The organism is Streptomyces sp. Z26, assembly GCF_003665095.1.
Classification (GTDB): domain Bacteria; phylum Actinomycetota; class Actinomycetes; order Streptomycetales; family Streptomycetaceae; genus Streptomyces; species Streptomyces phytohabitans.
The window spans coordinates 54,673-73,401 of record NZ_RCHV01000002.1 but is presented as its reverse complement, the minus strand read 5'-3'; the positions used below and the strand labels follow the sequence as shown (position 1 = coordinate 73,401).

Genomic DNA, 18,729 nt, shown 5'->3' with positions numbered 1-18,729 from the left:
GCGGTGCGGGCAGCCGTTCTTGAGCGTGACCCCCACCGGGCACCAGGACGCCGACACCACCAGCGGTGTCGGCGTCCTGATCCCCCGCCTCACCGGACTGACCCGGGACGACTTCGCCCACCTCGTGTGGGCCCGTTCCGCGCGACTCACCGAAGGCGCGAGCGACTTCTCCGACCTGTTCTCCGCGGCGGCCGTCGACGAACTGGTCTCCCGGCGCGGACTCCGTACGCCCTTCCTCCGCGTCGCGAAGGACGGCGCCACGCTGCCCGAGTCGGCGTTCACCGCGCCCGCGGGCGTGGGCGCCACCATCGGGGACCAGCTGGACGACACGAAGCTGTGGCGGGCGTTCGCGGACGGCGCCACGCTCGTGCTCCAGGCGCTCCACCGCACGTGGGAGCCGGTCGCGGACCTCGTCGCCGGACTGGGTACGGAGCTGGGGCACCCGGTGCAGGCCAACGCGTACGTGACACCCCCGCAGAACCGCGGCTTCGACGCGCACTACGACGTGCACGACGTGTTCGTCCTCCAGGTCGAGGGGACGAAGCGCTGGACCGTCCACGAACCGGTGCTCCCCGCCCCGCTGCGCGACCAGCCGTGGACCGACCACCGCGCCGCCGTCGCGGAGGCGGCCCGCGGACCCGCCCGCCTCGACGCGGTCCTCCGCCCCGGCGACGTCCTCTACCTGCCGCGCGGCTGGCTGCACTCCGCGCGGGCCCGGGGCGAGGTCTCCGTACACCTCACCCTCGGCGTCCACCCCTGGACCCGCCACGCCCTCGCCGAGCAGCTGACCCGGGCCGCCCTCGCCGCCCTGCGCGACGACCCCGGCATGCGCGACAGCCTGCCCCTGGGTACGGACGCGACGGGCGCCGAGACCGAACGGGTCCGCGAACGCCTGCTGGCCGCCGTGGCCGCCGCCGACCCCGCCCCGTCCTTCCACCGCGCGCACCGGGGCCAGGGCCGCCCGGCGGCGCTGGGGCCGCTGGCGCAGCTGGCGGCGCTGCGCGCGCTCGGCCCCACCTCGCCCGTACGGCTGCGGGACGCGCTGGCGCCCCGGCTGGAGGGCGCGCGGCTGTCCACGCGGGTCGGCTGGCTCGACTTCCCGGAGACGGAACTGCCGCGCGTGGCACGGCTGTTGGCGGGCCGGGTCGACACCGCCGGCGACCTCGGCGTCGAACTGGCCGAGCGGCTGCTGCGGGCGGGCGTACTGGTGCCCGCCGACCGGTGACCGGCCCGCCCGGCGAACCGCCCGCCGCCCCGCCGCGCTTCCTGTGCGCGGACGCCGCCCGCGCGCGCGGGGACACGCTCGCGGGCACCGCCCCGTACGGCTCGCGCTGGGTGCTCGTCGAGCACCCGGGCGGCTGGCCCGCCGACGGGTTCGACGGCCTCCCGCTCGACCCGGCCACCAAGGCGCTGGTCTTCGCCGCCGCCCAGGCCGTACGGGCCCGCATCCTGCTGGTCAGACGGCCCGGCAGGGCGGGGCGGCGCGGACCCCGCGCGTACGGCCGCTGGGCGGTGCTCCGCCACGACGACTCCGGCGCCCTGCGCCAGCGCTGGGGGACCTGGCGCCGCGACGAGGACCTGGCGGCGATCGCCGCCGCCGTGGACGATCCGGGGGAGACGGGCCACCCGCCCGTGGTCCTCGTCTGCGCCCACGGTGTGCACGACACCTGCTGCGCCGTACGCGGCAGGCCCGTCGGGCGCGCCCTGGCCGAGCGCTGGCCCGACCTGGTGTGGGAGTGCACGCACGTGGGCGGTGACCGGTTCGCCGCCAACGTCGTCGTCGCTCCCGACGGCGTCTACTACGGCGGCCTCGACGCCACCGCCGCCGTCGCGGTCGTCGCGGAACACCTCGCCGACCGCGTCCACGCCGGTCACCTGCGCGGCTACACCACCCTCCCCCCGCCGCAGCAGGCCGCCGTGGCGGCGCTCCTCGCCCGCTTCGGGCCCGCCGGGCGGTACGACTACGCCGTCACCGGCTCCGTACGCGAGGGCGACGGCTGGCGCGTACGGGTCTCCGGCCGCCCGCCGCACCCGCCGCTCCTGGAGGTCGGGGTGCTGGCCCGCCGTGCCCCGCCACGCCGGTTGACCTGCCGCGGGGCGCAGCCGAGCACGGCACTCTCGTACGAGGTGGTCTCGCTCCACGCCGCCGCCCCGGCCCCTCCGCCGTCCACGTCACCGCCCGGACCGAAGCCAACGTCACCGCCCCCGGACGCGTTCACGTGACGAGCCGCAACGAGGTGCCCGCGACCGACAGCCGTACGGTCTGCCCCCGCGCCAGCTCCATCGCGTCGCCCTCCATCCCGTCCCCGAAGGCCGTGAGGCGGTCCGACTCCACGGTCAGCCGCAGCTCCTGGCCGCGCCCCAACTCCCCGCTGACGTACGACGTCCCGGTCGTCGGGGAGGGCCACGCCTCCCGTACGAACCACACCAGGCGCGGATCGCGGGGCGCGGGCAGCGGGGTGGTGCCCCCGCGCTGCGACCAGAGGGAGCGCAGCCAGCCGGTCGCGCCCGTACCGGTCCCGACCAGCACACCCGACGACGCCTGCGCCTCGACCGGGTCACCCTCCTCACCCGGGGCGAGGAGGTAGCGGACGGTCTGGTGGCCGGGCGGGCCGAGGTGGATCTCGTTGAGCGCCAGCAGCCGCTGGGTGTCGTCGGCGACGGCCTCGACCATGGTCAGCTCCTCCGCCCCCTGCCCGGCGGCCGCGGCACGCAGCAGGGCGGCCGTGTCGGCGCAGCGGTGGCGGACGAGCACGCCCGGGTTGCGCCCCGGGTCGGTGTCGATGCCGACCACGGGCTGCCCGGCGAGGTACTTCGCGGTGTTGGCGACCAGCCCGTCCTGCCCGACGGCGACCACCACGTCCTCCGGCGCGAACAGGAAGCGGTCCAGGTCGGCCCGTTCCACCCGGCAGCTGCGCCAGGTCAGCGGTACGGCCGCCGCCACCTCCTGGAGCGCCCGCCGGGTGCGCTCGTGACGGCGGACGACCTCGTCGACCGACTGGCCCCGGCTGGAGAGGAAGAACGCGGCCTGCCCGTGCGTACCGTGCCGCGCGAGCAGCTCCTCGTACTCCGTCCTGCGGTGCACCAGCACGGCACGCGGCGCCAGGCTCACGCGTCGGTCCCGGCCGAGGGGCGTCCGAGCCTGCCGAGCAGGGCGCCGAGGACGTCGGGGGAGAGCGTGACGCTGTCGATCCGCGGCAGGTTCTCCGCCGCCCGGGTGGCCGCCAGCGCGTGCAGCGTGGCGGGGTCGGTCTCGCCATGCGCCCGCAGCCACGCGGCCTGCGCCTCGGCGCGGGCGGCGCCCTTGGCGCGCGTCGCCTCGGCGTCCGCGCGGGCGAGCCGGGTGGTGCGGGCGGCCTGGGCCTCGGCCCGCACGCCGTCGGCCGCCGCCTCCTCCTCCGCCTCGCGGCGGCTGTTGGTGCCGCGCTGCTCGACCAGCTGCTCCTCTCGGCGGGCCAGTTCGATGCGGCTGGCCAGCTCGTTCTCGGCGATGGCGCGCTCACGTTCCACGGCGACGGCCCGGCGCTCGTACGTGGCCCGGTCCGCCTCCTGCTGGATCCGCTCGCGGGCGGGGGTGCGCAGGGCGCGTTCCACCTCGGCCTCGGGGCGGATCGCGACGACGCGTACGGTCACCACGTCGATGCCGGTGGCGGGCAGGCGCGGCTCGGCGGCGAGCCCGGCGGCGACCCGTTCCCGTACGCGGGCGGCGCCGTTCGCCAGCGCGTCGGCCAGCGGGATGCCCGTCAGGACGTCCAACGCGTGCTGCTGCGCGGTCTCGGTCAGGAGCGTGGCGATCTGCTCCAGGGGGGTGCCGCGCCAGGTGCCCGTGTCGGGGTCCACGGAGAAGTCGAGCCGGTCGGCCGCCTGGGCGGGGTCGCTGATCCGGTACGTGACGGTGGCCTGCACGGTGACGTCCTGGAAGTCGGCCGTACGGGCGTGGAAGGCCATCGCCAACTCGCGGTCGTCGACCGGCACTTCGCTGAGCGCGGCCGACAGCGACCGGTACCAGAAGCCGATGCCCCGGCCGTCGTGGACGAGACGGCCGTGCCGGTGGTGGCGGATGTGCGCGGTGGGCGCGGAACGCAGATGGCGCCAGCCGAGGCGCCGGGTGATGTCGGCCATGGAGGACCCCCTGATGTCGTCATGTTGACGATAAGGGGGCTCTCCATGAATCGTCAAGCTGACGATAAGAGGGGTGAGGCGCGCCTCCGGCTACCGCGACCCGGCGGCCCGTACGAGCAACGCGATCTGCTCCTCCGTCCAGCCGGTGACACGTGCCACCTCCGCCATATCGGCGCCCCGCACGTCCGGGGCCGCGGCCGGGTCCTGGCGGAGAGCGGCGACGGCCTCGTCGCGCAGATCGCTCTCCGCGGCGTCGAGGGCCGCGGCGGCCTCCTTGTGGCGCTGTGCGGCGAGTTCCAGCTTCACGGTGTCCATGCCGCTCATCCTGTCAGCTGTCCGCGGCCAGCCCCGCCGCCGCGCAGAGCGCTCCCCAGACACCGGCGACGACCGCCGCCTTGCGGCGCGCCGCCGGGTCGGGGAGCAGGGTGCCCAGCAGTACGGCGTCGGCGACGTCGGAGACCACGCGGCACGCGGTCGCCGTCCGCCGCGCCGACCCGTCCCCCGCCGCCACCATGGCGACGCCGACCGCGGCGTCCCGGGCCCCCAGGGCGCGGATCAGCAGCGCCGTGGCGGCGGGCACGGACCCGTCCTCGTCGGTCAGCCCGCAGGGGCGCGCCATCAGCTCCGGGCGGACGAGCACCCCTACGCCGTAAGCGGCGGTCGCCGCGCCCACCACTCGTACCGGTCCGGCTCCCACGGCGTCCTCCTCGTGTCCGCTGCGTCCTCGGCCGACCCGCACGCGCGGGCCGTCCCCGGTCCGGGGTTCCCCTCCTCGCCGCCGGTACGCGTCCGAACCCGCCACCGCCCCGGCCCGCGCCGCGTCACCGGGCCGGGGACCGTACGAGCCCCACCAGGGAGAAGCCGATGACGACGACGGCGAGGACGGCCGCGACGAGCGGCAGCGCGGCCACGCCGTCGGCCAACTGGCTGCCGGAACTGATCAGCGTGAGGACACCGGCGATCAGCAGGCACACACTGACGACGCGGCTCCGCGGGACGACGTGCCACCGGTCGGTCGAACTCATCGTTTCCTCCAAGTGCCGTGACGGGCTGGCTCGTTGAGCGTGCAACAGCCTCTGCCCCGGTTCCCGGCGCTCAACCAGGAACGCTCCGTACGGCGGGCGCGCGTCCCGTACGGCGGCCGCGCACCCGCCACGGGAGACCGCCGCTCAGAGACCGACCGGCGCGGCACCGATCTGCTGCATGAGCTGGAGGAGGTCGGGCGCGACCCACTCCTCCGCGATCCGGCCGCCCGCCACGCGGTAGACCTCCACGCTGCGGAACGCGACCCGCGCGCCGCTGGCCTCGAACTGCTGGAACGCGCCCTGATGGGTGCCCTCCATGAGCACGAGGACCGTCACCTTGTCGCCCGTGGCGAAGATGTCCCGCACGGTGATCGTCAGGTCGGGGAAGGCGTCCCGCATCCCCTGCGCGCCGTAACGCCACACGTCACGGCCGGGGAGGGGCTCGGCGGCGCCGTGGACGTGGGCGAGGAAGTCCTCGGTGAGCATCCCGACGGCGGCGTCGAGATCACCGTTCTCCATCGCCCGGTAGGCGGTGCGTACGAGGGCGATGTTCTGCTCGGGCGTGGTGGTCACGTGACCCGTCCTTTCCGGGGGTTCGCCGGTCGCGGTACGGCGACCGGGCACGCCCAGTGGAATCCCTGACGTCGCGGCAGGGTCAAGGCGGTCGCGCGCGGGCCCGCGCCGTGTTGACGTTGCCGTGGCGTCAGGGTCTGTACTGGGCCCATGCGCATCAGCGAGGTCGCCGCGCTCGTCGGGGTCACCCCGCGGGCCGTACGCCACTACCACCACCAGGGGCTGCTGCCCGAGCCCGTACGACTGGGCAACGGCTACCGGGACTACGGCCTGCGCGAGGCCGTCGTACTCGCCCGGATCAGACGCCTCACCGAGCTGGGCCTCGCGCTGGAGGAGGTGCGCGACGTCCTCACGGACGACCGGGGGCGGGAACTGGTCGAGGTCCTGGAAGGGCTCGACGAGAGCCTGGGACGGCAGGAGGCGGCGCTCAGGGAACGGCGTACGCGGCTGCGCGCCGTACTCGCCGAGGCGCGCGCCGGGCGCCTCGCGGACGGCGGGCCGCTGTCGCCCGAGGTCACCAGGCTGCTGGCGGAACTCGACGGGGACGTACGGGAGTCGCCCATGGCGGCGAAGGACCGCGACCACCTCGCGTACCTCGACGGCGTACTCCCCGCCGAGCAGCGCGCCGGACTCATGGCGCTCCTGGAGGGGATGCGGGGGCAGGCGGACACGGTCTACGCGCTCCTGGACGACCTCGCGGACGCGTCCACCCGGGACCCGCGCGTCAGCACCGTCGCGGCGGAACTCGCGGCGCTGCTGCCGGACGGGCTGGCCGCGTACCTGCCCGGCGGGGCTGGACCCTCCGGCACCGGGGGCGTCGCGGCGGACGCGCTCTTCGGGGACCTGGCCCCGGCCCAGTCGGCCGCGGTACGCCGCGCCCTGGAGACCGTGGCGCGCCGGGCACGGGACACCATCTGAGCGCCGGTACGCGGCCGGGTGGCCCCCGCGCGCGGAACGCCCGAGGCCGGTCGGCCCGCGAGCCACCGCGGGCCGACCGGCCTCCGTACGTTCCCTACCGCGCCGGGGTCAGGGGGAACGGGCCGTCACCCGGACCACGACCCGTTCCCCCGACCCCGTGGGCTCACCCGGCCAGCTCCCGTACGAGCGCCAGGTCCCCGCTCGCGTTGGTCACCCAGGCGTGGTCGTCCTCCGCCCGGGACCTCATGGTGAACGTACGGCCCCCGGCCTGCTCGGGGCCGACGATGATCTGGAACAGCACGGCCGCCTTCGGATCGAAGAGGACCGGCGAGTTGAGGACCAGCTCCGCGATCTCGTCCACGCCGACCGTCTGGGCGGCGTACAGGGCGAGCTCCACGACGGCCGCGCCCGGCAGCACGACCGTGCCGTGCACCAGGTGGTCGGCCAGCCACGGATGGGTGTTCAGCGACAGCCGCCCGGTGAACAGGTGCGTCCCGTCCGGGAGTTCCGTGTGCGTGGACAGCATCGGGTGCGCGGCCGGTTCCAGACCCAGGCCGGAGGGTGTGCCGGTGACCGTCCTGGTGTCCAGCCAGTAGCTCTGGCGCTGGAAGGGGTAGGTGGGCAGTTGCACGTGTGCGGCGGCGTCCTCGCCGAAGACGGGGGTCCAGTCGACGGCGATGCCGTGGGCGTGGGCCGTACCGAGCGCGGTGAGGAACGTGTGCGCCTCGTCCCGCTCCCGGTGCAGCACGGGAGCGAGGGTGAGGTCCGTGGCGTCGTGGGGCAGGCCCTCGCGTGCCATGGCGGTGAGGGTGCCGTCGGGGCCCAGCTCCAGGAAGTGCCGTACCCCGTGGCGGTGGAGGGCGCGTACGCCGTCGTGGAAGCGGACGGCCTCCCGGACGTGCCGGGCCCAGTAGGCGGGGGTGGTGATCTCGTCGGCGTCCGCCAACTCGCCGGTGAGGTTGGAGACCACGGGTATCCGCGGCGCGTGGAAGGTGAGCTTGTCGGCGACGCGTTCGAAGTCGTCCAGCATCGCGTCCATGTGCGGTGAGTGGAACGCGTGGGAGACGGTCAGGCGGCGCGTCTTGACGCCGCGTTGGGCGAGGGCGTTCTCGATGTCGGTGACGGCGTCGTCGTCGCCGGACAGGACGAGGGAGTCGGGTCCGTTGACCGCCGCGACGGCTACGGCCTGTTCCTTGCCTTCGAGGAGGGGGAGTACGGCGTCCTCGGTGGCGCGGACCGACAGCATGGCGCCGGTGGCGGGGAGGGCCTGCATGAGGGTGCCGCGTGCGGCGACCAGGCGGCAGGCGTCGTCGAGGGAGAGGACGCCCGCGACGTGGGCTGCGGTGAGTTCGCCGATGGAGTGGCCGGTCACGTAGTCGGGGGTGATCCCGAAGGAGGTGACGAGGCGGTGGAGCGCGGTCTCCAGGGCGAACAGCGCGGGCTGGGTGAAGGCGGTGCGGTTCAGGAGCGTCGGGTCGTCGTCGAACACGACGTCCTTCAGCGGGCGTTCGGCCTCCAGGTGGGTGTCCAGCGCCGCGCACACCTCGTCGAACGCGGTGGCGAACACGGGATACGTGGCGTGGAGACGGCGCCCCATGGCCGCCCGCTGCGAACCCTGCCCGGTGAACAGGAACGCGGTCCTGCCCCGGTGAGTGGCGCCCGTGACCAGATCGTTCGAGAACTCACGACGGGTGAGGGCACGCAGCGCCCGCGTGAGCCCGTCCCGGTCGGAGGGGGTCAGTGCCGCGCGGTGGGCGAAGTGGGTGCGGGTCGTGGCGAGGGCGTGTGCCGCCTCCGTCAGGGGCAGTTCGGGGTGTTCGGTGATGTGGTCGAGGAGGCGTTGGGCTTGGTCGCGGAGGGCTTCCTCGGTTTTGCCGGAGAGGAGCCAGGGGACCTGCGCGGGGCGCGGTTCGACGGGCTTGGTGTGGTTCTTCGGCTGGGGTGCGTCCTCGATGATGAGGTGCGCGTTGGTGCCGGAGATGCCGAAGGAGGAGACGGCGGCGCGGCGGGGCTTGTTCCCGGCGGGCCAGGGCTGTTCCTCGGTGAGGAGTTGGACGGTGCCGTCCCAGTCGATGTGCGGGCTGGGTTCGTCGACGTGCAGGGTCCGCGGCAGTGTCTCGTGGCGCATGGCCTGCACCATCTTGATGACGCCGCCGATGCCTGCGGCTGCTTGGGCGTGGCCGATGTTCGACTTGAACGAGCCGAGCCACAGGGGGTTGTCGGTGTCCCGGTCCCGGCCGTAGGTGGCCAGGAGGGCCTGGGCTTCGATGGGGTCGCCGAGTTTGGTGCCGGTGCCGTGGCCTTCGATGGCGTCGACGTCGGCGGTGGTGAGTCCGGCCTGGGCGAGGGCGGCGTGGATGACGCGCTGCTGGGACGGGCCGTTGGGGGCGGTGAGGCCGTTGGAGGCGCCGTCCTGGTTGACGGCGGAGCCCCGGATCACGGCGAGGACGGGGTGCCCGTTGGCCTGGGCGTCGGAGAGGCGTTCCAGGAGGACCATGCCGACACCCTCGGCCCAGGCGACGCCGTCGGCGGCGGAGGCGAAGGACTTGCAGCGGCCGTCGGGGGAGAGGCCACGCTGGCGGCTGAACTCCAGGAACATACCCGCGTTCGCCATGACGGTCGCGCCACCGGCGAGGGCCATGTCGCACTCGCTGTTCCGGATCGCCTGGCACGCCTGGTGGAGGGCGACGAGGGAGGAGGAGCAGGCGGTGTCGACGGTGACGGCGGGGCCTTCGAGGCCGAAGGTGTAGGCGACACGTCCGGACGCCACGCTGGCGGTCGTGCCGGTGAGGAGGTAGCCCTCGACGCGTTCACTGCCGTGGTGCGTCAGGGACACGTACTCCTGGGTGACGACTCCGGCGAAGACGCCGGTGGAGCTGCCGTGCAGGGACGCGGGCTCGATACCCGCACTCTCGAACGCCTCCCACGTCGTTTCGAGGAGAAGCCGCTGCTGGGGATCGAGTGCGAGGGCTTCGCGAGGGGTGATGTCGAAGAAGTCGGGGTCGAAGCGGTCGGCGTCGTAGAGGAAGCCGCCTTCGCGGGCGTAGGTCTTGCCTCCGGCGTCGGGGTCGGGGTCGTAGAGTCCTTCGACGTCCCAGCCCCGGTTCTCGGGGAAGGAGCCGACGGCGTCGCGGCCTTCCGCGACGAGCTGCCACAGGCCCTCGGGGGTGGTGGCGCCGCCGGGGAAGCGGCAACCGATACCCACGATCGCGATGGGTTCCGAGGCGTCGCCCTTACGGCGTGGGGTGCGGGCGGGTCCGCGGGTCTTCGTCGCGGAGTCGGTCTGTTCGCTGCCGACCAGTTCGGTGCGGATGTGGGCGGTGAGGGAGGCGGGGGTGGGGTAGTCGAAGAGGAGGGTGGAGGGGAGGCGCATCCCGGACGCCTTGTTGAGGGTGTTGCGCAGCTCGACGGAGCTGAGGGAGTCGAAGCCGAGTTCCTTGAAGGAACTGTCGGGAGTGATGGCTTCGGGGGAGCTGTAGCCGAGGACGGTGGCGACGTGGCCACGGACGAAGTCCATGATCGCCTTGGTCTGTTCGGCTTCGGGGCGGCCGGTGAGGGACTGCTGGAGACTCCCCGCGTCCCCTGTGGCGGTGGTGGCCTTCGCGGCGGCGCGCATGGGGGTGCGGACCAGGCCACGGAAGATCGACGCGACGGGTGCGGTGGCGGCGCGGGTGCGCAGACCGGTCAGGTCGAGCTTGGCGGGCACGACGGTCGCCGCGGGTGCGGTGAGCGCGGTGTCGAAGTGGGCCAGGCCGCGGTCGGCGGGCATGGGCAGCAGCCCGGTCCGGCTCATGCGGGCGCGGTCGGCTTCGTCGAGGGTGTCGGCCATACCGCCCTCCCACAGGCCCCAGGCGAGGGATTTCGCCGGAAGGCCCTGGGTGTGGCGGTGTTGGGCGAGGGCGTCGAGGAAGCTGTTCGCGGCCGCGTAGTTGGCCTGTCCGGGGCCACCGAGGGTGCCCACGGCGGAGGAGAACATCACGAACGCGTCCAACTCGGTCGCGTAGGTCAGCTCGTGCAGGTTCCACGCCGCGTCGGTCTTGGGGCGCAGGACGGTGTCCAGGCGGGTGTGGTCGAGACCGGTGATCAGGCCGTCGTCCAGGGTGCCCGCGCAGTGGATCACCGAACCCAACGGGTGCTCCGCGGGGAGGGTGGCCAGGAGGGTTTCCAGGGCGTCCCGGTCGGCGGTGTCACACGCCGCGATCCTGGCTTGCGCACCGAGCGCGGCGAGGTCCGCGACCAGTGTGCTCCCGGGCTGTTCACCACGGCGGCTGACCAGCAGCAGGTGCCGCACCCCGTGATTCTCGACGAGGTGGTGGGCCAGGAGGGTGCCCAACGCACCCGTACCACCGGTCAGTAGGACGGTCTTGTCCGGGCTGAACGTCGCCTGCTCGCTGTCGTTCTCGCTGGTGGCGCGGGCGAGGCGGGGAGCGAGGAGCTTCCCGTCGCGGAGCGCCAACTGCGGTTCGCTGGAGGTGAGTGCGGCGGGGACGGCGTTCAACGATGCGTCGGTGCCGTCGGTGTCGATGAGGGTGAAGCGGTCGGGTTGTTCGGTTTGGGCGGTGCGGATGAGGCCCCAGACGGAGGCGGCGGCCAGGTCGGCCCGCTCGTCGTTGGGGGTGGTGGTCATGGCGTGTTGGGTGAGGAGGACGAGGCGGGGCTCTTGTTCGTCGGCCAGCACGGTCTGGACGAGGTCGAGTACGTGGTGGGTGAGGGTGTGGGAAGCGGCGGCCGGATCGGCGCCTTCCTGCGAGGTCACCCAGGTGACCAACACCTCTGGCCGTTCCCCGGGCTCGGCCAACTCCTCGACACGGAGTTCTCCTGTCGCGCCGAGTGCGGACAGTTGTGCCGTGCGCCCCTCGTCCCCGTGGGTGAGGACGGCCCAGGTGGGGGTGTCCTCGTCGTTGCTGGTGGGGGTGGGGGTCCAGGTGACTTCGTAGAGTTCGCCGGAGTCGGCGGCGCGGGCGGCGGCGAGTTGTTCGGAGGCCACGGCGCGCATGACGAGGGAGTCGATGGCCATGACGGGTGCGCCGGTGTGGTCGGAGATGACCAGGGACACGGTGTCGGTCGCGGGCCAGGTCAGGCGCATGCGCAGGGCGCGGGCGCCGGTGGCGTGGAGGGAGACACCGCTCCAGGAGAACGGGACGCGGATGGAGTCCTGTTCGGGGGTGTCGCCCAGGACGAGGGCGGCGGGTTGGAGGGCGGAGTCGAGGAGGCCGGGGTGGATGCCGTAGTGCTCGGCGTCGGCGTCCTCGGGCAGCACGATCTCGGCCCAGGTGGTGTCGCCGTCCTGCCACGCGGTCCGCACGGAACGGAAGAGGGGGCCGTAGCCGAACCCTGCGTCGGTGATCCGCTGGTAGAACTCGGTGATGTCCAGCCCGTCGCCCTCGACGGGCGGCCACACCTCGTCCGTCAACACGCCCTCGACGGCCGGGGTCTCGCGTTCACCGGCCGCCAGGGTGCCGGTGGCGTGGAGGGTCCAGTCGTTCTCGGTGGGCGCGTCCTCCGCGCGGGAGTGGACGGTGAAGGGGCGGCGGCCGTAGCCGTCGGCGGGTTCGATGAACACCCTCACCTGGAGCGCGCCGCGTTCGGGGACGGAGAGGAACACCTGGTGGGTGAGTTCGTCGATGTGGGTGCAGTCGACGTGTTGGGCGGCGTCGAGGAGGAGGTCGACGAAGGCGACGCCGGGGATGATCAACGCGCCGAACACGATGTGTTCGGCCGCCCATGCGGGACTGTCCGCCGCGATACGTCCGGTGAACAGATGCCCACCATCGTCCGGGAGTTCGGCGAGGGTGGTGAGGACGGGGTGCCCGGTGGCGCGCAGGCCGAGGCCTTCGGCGCCGAGGGTGGGCTTGGGGGCGGTGATCCAGTACCGGTCGCGTTGGAAGGGGTAGGTGGGCAGCTCGACGCGGCGGGCGCCTCGGCCGTCGAAGAGGGCGTTCCAGTCGACCGGGGTGCCGGCGGCCCACAGGCGGCCGATGCCGGTGAACAGGCTGTCTGCTTCGGGGTGCTTGCGGTTGAGGGTGCCGGCGGCGGTGGCGTCGGGGGCGGTCTCGCGGGCCATGGCGGTCAGGATGCTGTCCGGACCGATCTCCAGGAACCGGGTGACGCCCTCGCCTTCGAGGGTGCGGACGTCGTCGGCGAAACGCACCGCGTTCCGCACATGACCGACCCAGTAGTCGGCCGTACCCATGTCCTTGACCAACCGGATCGACGGCGCGCGGTAGGTGACGGTCTGTGCGACCTGCCGGAACTCCTCCAGCATGGGTTCCATGAGGGGGGAGTGGAAGGCGTGGGAGACCTTCAACCGCGTCTGCTTACGGTCCGCGAACTGCGCGGCGACCGCGGTGACGGCGTCCTCGGCACCCGAGATGACGACAGCGCCCTCGGTGTTGACCGCACCCAACCCGACCTGGCCTGTCAGGTGGGGGGTGACCTCGGCCTCGGTGGCCTGAAGCGCCACCATCGCCCCACCCGCGGGCAGGGCCTGCATCAACTGGCCACGCGCGGTGATCAGACGCCCGGCGTCCTCGAGGGAGAACACCCCCGCGACATGCGCGGCGGCGACCTCACCGATCGAGTGACCCGCCAGGAAATCCGCCTTCACACCCCACGACTCGACGAGGCGGAAGAGGGCGACTTCGAGGGCGAAGATCGCGGGCTGCGTGAACTCCGTACGCGACAACGCCTCTTCGTCACCCCACATCACCTCCCGCACCGCCGGGTCGAGCACGGCACAGGCCTCGTCGAACGCGGCGGCGAACACCGGGAACGCCTCATACAACTCCCGGCCCATCCCCACCCGCTGACTCCCCTGCCCCGTGAACAGGAACGCCGTACGGCCGGACTTGTTCTTGTCGACGGCGACAGCGGGCGACGTACCGTTTCCGGCGAGCGTGGCGAGCCCTGCCAGCAGGCCCGTACGGTCCTCCGCGACCACCGTGCCACGGTGGTCGAGCGCGGTACGGCCCAGGGCGAGCGACGCGGCGACGTCGAGCGTGTCCACGTCCTCGTGGTCGCGCAGGTACGCGGAGATCCGCTCCGCCTGCGCGCGCAGGGCCTCGGGGGTGGCACCACTGAGGGCCAACGGTACGGAGGGCAGCCGCTCGCCACGGGGCGCTTCGGTGTCGTCGGTCGCGGGTGCTTGTTCGATGATGATGTGGGAGTTGGTGCCGGAGATGCCGAAGGAGGAGATGGCGGCGCGGCGTGCGTGGCCGGTCTCGGGCCAGGGCTGTTATTCGGTGAGGAGTTGGACGGCGCCGGTGGTCCAGTCGATACGGGGGCTGGGTTCCTCGACGTGGAGGGTCTTGGGGAGGGTGCCGTGGCGCATGGCCTGCACCATCTTGATGACACCACCGATACCGGCGGCGGCTTGGGCGTGGCCGATGTTCGACTTTAACGACCCGAGGTAGAGCGGCCGTTCCCGGTTTTGGCCGTAGGTGGCCAGGAGGGCCTGGGCCTCGATGGGGTCACCGAGGGAGGTGCCGGTGCCGTGGGCCTCGACCGCGTCGACCTCACCCGGAGCGAGACCGGCGGAGGCGAGGGCGGCTTGGATGACGCGTTGCTGGGAGGGGCCGTTGGGTGCGGTCAGCCCGTTGGAGGCGCCGTCCTGGTTGACGGCGGAGCCCCGTAGCACGGCCAGGACCTGGTGCCCGTTGGCCTGGGCGTCGGAGAGGCGTTCCAGGAGGACCATGCCGGCGCCTTCGGCCCAGCTGGTGCCGTCCGCGTCGGAGGAGAAGGACTTGCAGCGGCCGTCGGTCGCCAGTCCGCGTTGGAGGCCGAACTCCACGAACATGCCCGGGGTGGACATGACGGTCACGCCACCGGCCAGCGCGAGGGAGCACTCCCCGCTCCGCAACGCTTGGGCGGCCTGGTGGAGGGCGACCAGGGAGGAGGAGCAGGCGGTGTCGATGGTGACGGCGGGGCCTTCGAGGCTGAAGGTGTAGGCCAGGCGTCCCGAGGCGATGCTGGTGGTGGTACCGGTCAGGAGGTAACCACCGATGTCGTCGCCGCCTTCGTGGAGGCGGGGCCCGTACTCCTGGGGCATCGCGCCGACGAACACGCCGGTGTCGCTGCCGCGGAGGGTGTCGGGGTCGATCCCGGCACGCTCGAAGGTCTCCCAGGAGGTTTGCAGCAGCATCCGCTGCTGCGGGTCCATCGCCGTCGCCTCACGGGGGCTGATCCCGAAGAACTCGGCGTCGAACTCGGCGGCCTGGTCGAGGAACCCGCCATGACGGGCATACGTCTTCCCCCCGGATACCGGGCTCGGGGTCGTAGAGGCCCTCGAGGTCCCAGCCACGGTCGGTGGGGAACGGGCCGATCGCATCGGTCCCCTCGTCCACGAACCGCCACAACGCCTCGGGCGAATCGATCCCGCCCGGGAAGTGACACGCCATGCCGACGATCACCACGGGGTCGTCCGCATCCACCACCGAGACAGCAGAACCGCGCACCGCCGAGGTGGAGGAGGTGCCGAGGGCGAGGTCGCAGAGCCATTGGGCGAGGCGGGTGGGGTTGGGGTGGTCGTAGACGACGGTGTCGGGAAGCGTGAGACCGGTGGCGTCCGCCAACCTCTGCCGCAACTGGACCGCGAGAGTGGAGTCCATACCCAACTCACGGAACGTCCGGTCGATATCCACGCTGTCCGCGGTGAGGTGCCCCAACACCATCGCGGTCCGGGAACGCACCAACTCGACCGCGACATCCAGACGTTCACCCTCCGCCGTGGCGGCCAGCTTCTCCCGCCACGACGACCCCGTCGCCGAGACCGGCGAGATGGAGGACGCGGCAGCGTCGTCCATCTGAGGCACAGCGGTGCTGGCGGTGGAGGTGAAGTCGGTGGTGAGGTTCGGCCAGTAGCTTTCCCGTTGGAAGGCGTAGGTCGGCAGCGTCACCCGGCGGGGGGTACGGCCGGTGAACAGGCCGTTGAAGTCGACGGTCACACCCCGTACGTGCAGTTGGGCGAGGGAAGTGGCCAGCGGCGGCCACACGTCCTCGTTCCGCCGCAGGGAGTCCACGACCAGCGTGCCGGGCAGCGTCTCCCGCAGCGCGCGGGTCAGCACGGGGTGGGGGCTGGACTCGACGAACGTCCCGAACCCTTCCTCCGCCATCGTCCGCAACGTCGACTCGAACAACACCGGCTGCCGCAGGTTGGTGTACCAGTACTCGGCATCCATCACACCGGTGTCGATGACCCCACCGGTCACCGTCGAGTAGAACGCGATCTCACACGACCGCGGCTCCACCCCCGCCAACTCGGTGAGGAGCTGCTCGCGGATGGTTTCCACGGCCGGGGAGTGCGACGCGAAGTCCACCGGCACGGTCTTCGCCCGCACCCCCTCCGCCTCCGCCGTGGCGACGAGTTCGGCGATGGCCTCAGGCGTACCGGCCACGATGGTGGTGCCGGGGCCGTTGACGGCCGCGATGCCCAACGCGTCACCGTACGAGGCGATCCGTTCCCGGACAGCCGATTGCGAGAGGGGGATGGAGGCCATGCCGCCGGTCCCGGCCAGGGACATGATGGTGCGGCTGCGCAGCGCCACGATCCGCGCCGCGTCCTCCAGGCTCAACGCGCCGGCCACATGCGCGGCGGCGACCTCGCCCTGCGAGTGGCCGACCACCGCGTCGGGGGTGACACCCAGCGATTCCCACACCCGCGCCAGCGACACCATCACCGCGAACAACGTCGGCTGGATCACATCCGTGCGCTCCAGATCCGCCGCACCCTCACCACCGGTCAGGGTGTCCAGCAACGACCAGTCGGTGTGCGGGGCCAACGCCTCGTGGCACGCCTCGATCGACGCACGGAAAACCTGCGAGGTCGCGAGGAGTTCACGGGCCATGCCCTCCCACTGCGAACCCTGACCCGGGAACACCAACGCCAGTTTCCCCGTGTCCCCCACCACACCGGTGACCAGACCGGGAACCTCATCCCCGTCCCGCAACGCCCCCAACTGCGCCCCGTGATCCGGACCCAACACCACAGCACGGTGCTCGAAATGCGTCCGCGACGACGCCAACGACCACCCCACATCGAACACGTCAGCGTCCGCGTCCCGCTCATCACGAAGACGACCCGCCTGCGCACGCAGAGCAGCCGCCGTACGACCCGACACCGCCCACGGAACCACCGGCAGCTCGGAGCCACCAACGGTCTCGTCGTCGTCAGCCTCGACCGGTTCGGTGGTCGCGGGGGCTTCGCTCAGGACGAGGTGGCAGTTCGTGCCACCCACACCGAACGAGCTGACACCCGCGAGCAACCGCCCGCCCTCGGCCGTCTGGGGCCAGGGACCGGAGACGGTCTGGACCCGCAGGTTCAACCCTTCCGGATCGATCCGCGGGTTCGGGGTCTCGTAGTTCAAACTCGCCGGGATCTCCCGGTGCCGAAGACTCAACACCGTCTTCAACAACCCGACGATGCCCGCCGCACCCTCCAGATGACCGACGTTCGTCTTCGCCGACCCCACCACCACCGGCACACCCGCCGGGCGGGCACTGCCGTAAACCGCGGCGACACCCTCCGCCTCCAACGGATCACCCGTCGGCGTCCCCGTCCCGTGCAACTCCACATACCCGACCTCAGCCGGATCGACCCCCGCGTCCTCACACGCCCGACGCAACACCGCCGCCTGCGCCTTGGCGCTGGGAACCGTCAAACCCTCCGTCGCACCGTCATTGTTGACCGCGCTCCCCAGGATCACCCCGTAGACGGTGTCCCCGTCCTCCACCGCACGCGCCAACGGCTTCAACACCACGACGCCGCCGCCCTCACCCCGCACATACCCATTCGCACGCGCGTCGAAGGTGAAACAACGCCCATCCGGCGACAACCCACCGAACCGACCCGCGACCTCCGCACTCTCCGGCGCGAAGTTCAACGCCACACCACCGGCCAACGCCAACGTCGACTCACCACGACGCAGACTCTCCACCGCCAGATGCACCGACACCAACGACGACGACTGCGCCGAATCCACCGCAAGACTCGGACCCTGCAACCCCAACGCGTACGACACACGATTCGCGATCACACCACGGTTCAACCCCGGCAACGAATGCTGCGTCACCGCACCACCACGCTGCGCCAACGCCGCATAGTCCCCCGCGATCGCCCCCACCATCACCGCGGTCGACGAACCCCGCAACGACTCCGGAACGATCCCCGCGTCCTCCAACGCCTCCCACGCCAACTCCGCGAACAACCGCTGCTGCGGATCAACCGCCACCGCCTCCCGCGGCGACACCCCGAAGAACCCCGCGTCGAACCCGTCGACCCGCTCCAGGAACCCCCCGAACCGCAACCCCGCCCGATGCGCCTCCGACGCATCCGGCAACACCACATCCGCATCCCAACGCCCCGCCGGAACCCCACCGATCGCACTACGCCCCCCACGCAGCAACCCCCAGAAAGCACCGACGTCCGGCGCGTGAGGGAGGCGGCACGAAGCGCCAACAACGGCGACGGCGTCACTACTCAAAACACGATCACTCGTCATGGTGGCGAGTGCCTCCCTCAGTGGATGTGGGTCTGGTGGTTGCGGTCAGGACCAGTGCCTGGCCGGGGCTCCCACCTCTGAACGCGGGGCGGGAGCTGCGCCGTGGGCGTCAAGTCGCGCGTACGGCAGGTGAGTTCGGGGCATGTCGTACGGCTGGTGCGTACGGCGCGCGTGGACGGTTGACGTGGTGGAGGGCCGGGATGCCCGTGGTGCGAGGCGGCATGGCTCGGCTGCCGTGCGGAGCCTCGGCCGAGGCCGCCGCCGCCGTGCTGACGCGTCCCGCGTACGGCCTCCGCGTGACGCGTCGGAAGCTGTGTGCGCGGTGTGTGGAACGTGCGTGAAATCGTTCGTGAATCGTCCGGCCGACCATGCCGGGACGCCTTTCACGGGTTCACCGATTTCCCGCGCGCGGGGTCCGGAAGTCAGTGGTCTATTCCGCTGAAGGTTCTGCGCGGAGGTTGGTCTATTACCCCGCGGGATACGGCATCGATTGCGCCGAGGCGGCATGGCTGTGCCGCAGTCCGGTGCAGTACGGGTGAATTCGGTCAGCTCTGGTCAGGGTGCATAAAAACGAGTCAACCATGGTGTCCTGTGGC

12 protein-coding genes and 1 pseudogene are annotated in these 18,729 nt (G+C 72.3%); 3 read left to right on the top strand and 10 right to left on the bottom strand.

What is annotated here, in order from left to right:
- Positions 1–19 precede the first annotated feature (19 nt).
- Both D7M15_RS00300 and D7M15_RS00295 read left to right on the top strand, forming a co-directional pair.
- A complete protein-coding gene (locus D7M15_RS00300) occupies positions 20–1,225 on the top strand; it encodes a cupin domain-containing protein (protein WP_121515622.1) in 1,206 nt (401 codons plus the stop codon).
- Positions 1,222–2,223 (top strand): sucrase ferredoxin, encoded by a 1,002-nt coding sequence (locus D7M15_RS00295; protein WP_121515621.1) that lies wholly within the window; start codon positions 1,222–1,224, stop codon positions 2,221–2,223. The genes D7M15_RS00300 and D7M15_RS00295 overlap by 4 nt, the downstream gene beginning before the upstream one ends.
- On the opposite strand, the gene D7M15_RS00290 is transcribed toward D7M15_RS00295, so the two are convergent.
- The 6 genes from D7M15_RS00290 to D7M15_RS00265 all read right to left on the bottom strand — a co-directional run bounded on the left by D7M15_RS00290 (position 2,216) and on the right by D7M15_RS00265 (position 5,720).
- The gene (locus tag D7M15_RS00290) at positions 2,216–3,112 is read right to left on the bottom strand and encodes a hypothetical protein (protein WP_121515620.1); all 897 of its coding nucleotides are present in this window, start codon (positions 3,110–3,112) and stop codon (positions 2,216–2,218) included. The two genes, D7M15_RS00295 and D7M15_RS00290, sit on opposite strands and share 8 nt — an antisense overlap.
- On the bottom strand, positions 3,109–4,122 hold the full coding sequence (locus tag D7M15_RS00285) for an SPFH domain-containing protein (RefSeq protein WP_121515619.1): 1,014 nt from the start codon (positions 4,120–4,122) through the stop codon (positions 3,109–3,111). The genes D7M15_RS00290 and D7M15_RS00285 overlap by 4 nt, the downstream gene beginning before the upstream one ends.
- 90 nt (positions 4,123–4,212) lie before the next feature.
- Positions 4,213–4,437 carry a hypothetical protein gene (locus D7M15_RS00280; RefSeq protein WP_121520053.1) on the bottom strand — a complete coding sequence of 75 codons (225 nt, stop codon included), beginning with the start codon at positions 4,435–4,437 and terminating at the stop codon, positions 4,213–4,215.
- 13 nt (positions 4,438–4,450) lie between these two features.
- Positions 4,451–4,819 (bottom strand): DUF4267 domain-containing protein, encoded by a 369-nt coding sequence (locus D7M15_RS00275; RefSeq protein WP_206337295.1) that lies wholly within the window; start codon positions 4,817–4,819, stop codon positions 4,451–4,453.
- Positions 4,820–4,943: 124 nt separating this feature from the next.
- Positions 4,944–5,147 carry a hypothetical protein gene (locus D7M15_RS00270; RefSeq protein ID WP_121515617.1) on the bottom strand — a complete coding sequence of 68 codons (204 nt, stop codon included), beginning with the start codon at positions 5,145–5,147 and terminating at the stop codon, positions 4,944–4,946.
- 144 nt (positions 5,148–5,291) lie between these two features.
- The gene (locus tag D7M15_RS00265; RefSeq protein WP_240649071.1) at positions 5,292–5,720 is read right to left on the bottom strand and encodes an ester cyclase; all 429 of its coding nucleotides are present in this window, start codon (positions 5,718–5,720) and stop codon (positions 5,292–5,294) included.
- A gap of 150 nt (positions 5,721–5,870) precedes the next feature.
- On the opposite strand from D7M15_RS00265, the gene D7M15_RS00260 reads away from it, so the two are divergent.
- Positions 5,871–6,638: a MerR family transcriptional regulator gene (locus D7M15_RS00260; protein ID WP_121515616.1), complete on the top strand. Its 768-nt coding sequence runs from the start codon at positions 5,871–5,873 to the stop codon at positions 6,636–6,638.
- Between the two features lie 163 nt (positions 6,639–6,801).
- Here D7M15_RS00260 and D7M15_RS28825 read toward each other — a convergent pair whose 3' ends face one another.
- From D7M15_RS28825 to D7M15_RS28815, 4 genes and pseudogenes are all read right to left on the bottom strand, one after another.
- Positions 6,802–13,818: a type I polyketide synthase gene (locus D7M15_RS28825; protein ID WP_240649538.1), complete on the bottom strand. Its 7,017-nt coding sequence runs from the start codon at positions 13,816–13,818 to the stop codon at positions 6,802–6,804.
- Positions 13,819–13,872: 54 nt separating this feature from the next.
- Complete coding sequence (locus D7M15_RS28820; protein WP_240649537.1) at positions 13,873–14,331, bottom strand: polyketide synthase; 459 nt, start codon at positions 14,329–14,331, stop codon at positions 13,873–13,875.
- A 30-nt stretch (positions 14,332–14,361) separates the two neighbouring features.
- Positions 14,362–14,850: pseudogene (locus D7M15_RS29315) on the bottom strand (polyketide synthase); the annotation flags it as partial.
- Positions 14,807–18,133 (bottom strand): type I polyketide synthase, encoded by a 3,327-nt coding sequence (locus D7M15_RS28815; protein ID WP_121515613.1) that lies wholly within the window; start codon positions 18,131–18,133, stop codon positions 14,807–14,809. The pseudogene D7M15_RS29315 and the gene D7M15_RS28815, both read right to left, overlap by 44 nt.
- Positions 18,134–18,729: the final 596 nt, after the last annotated feature.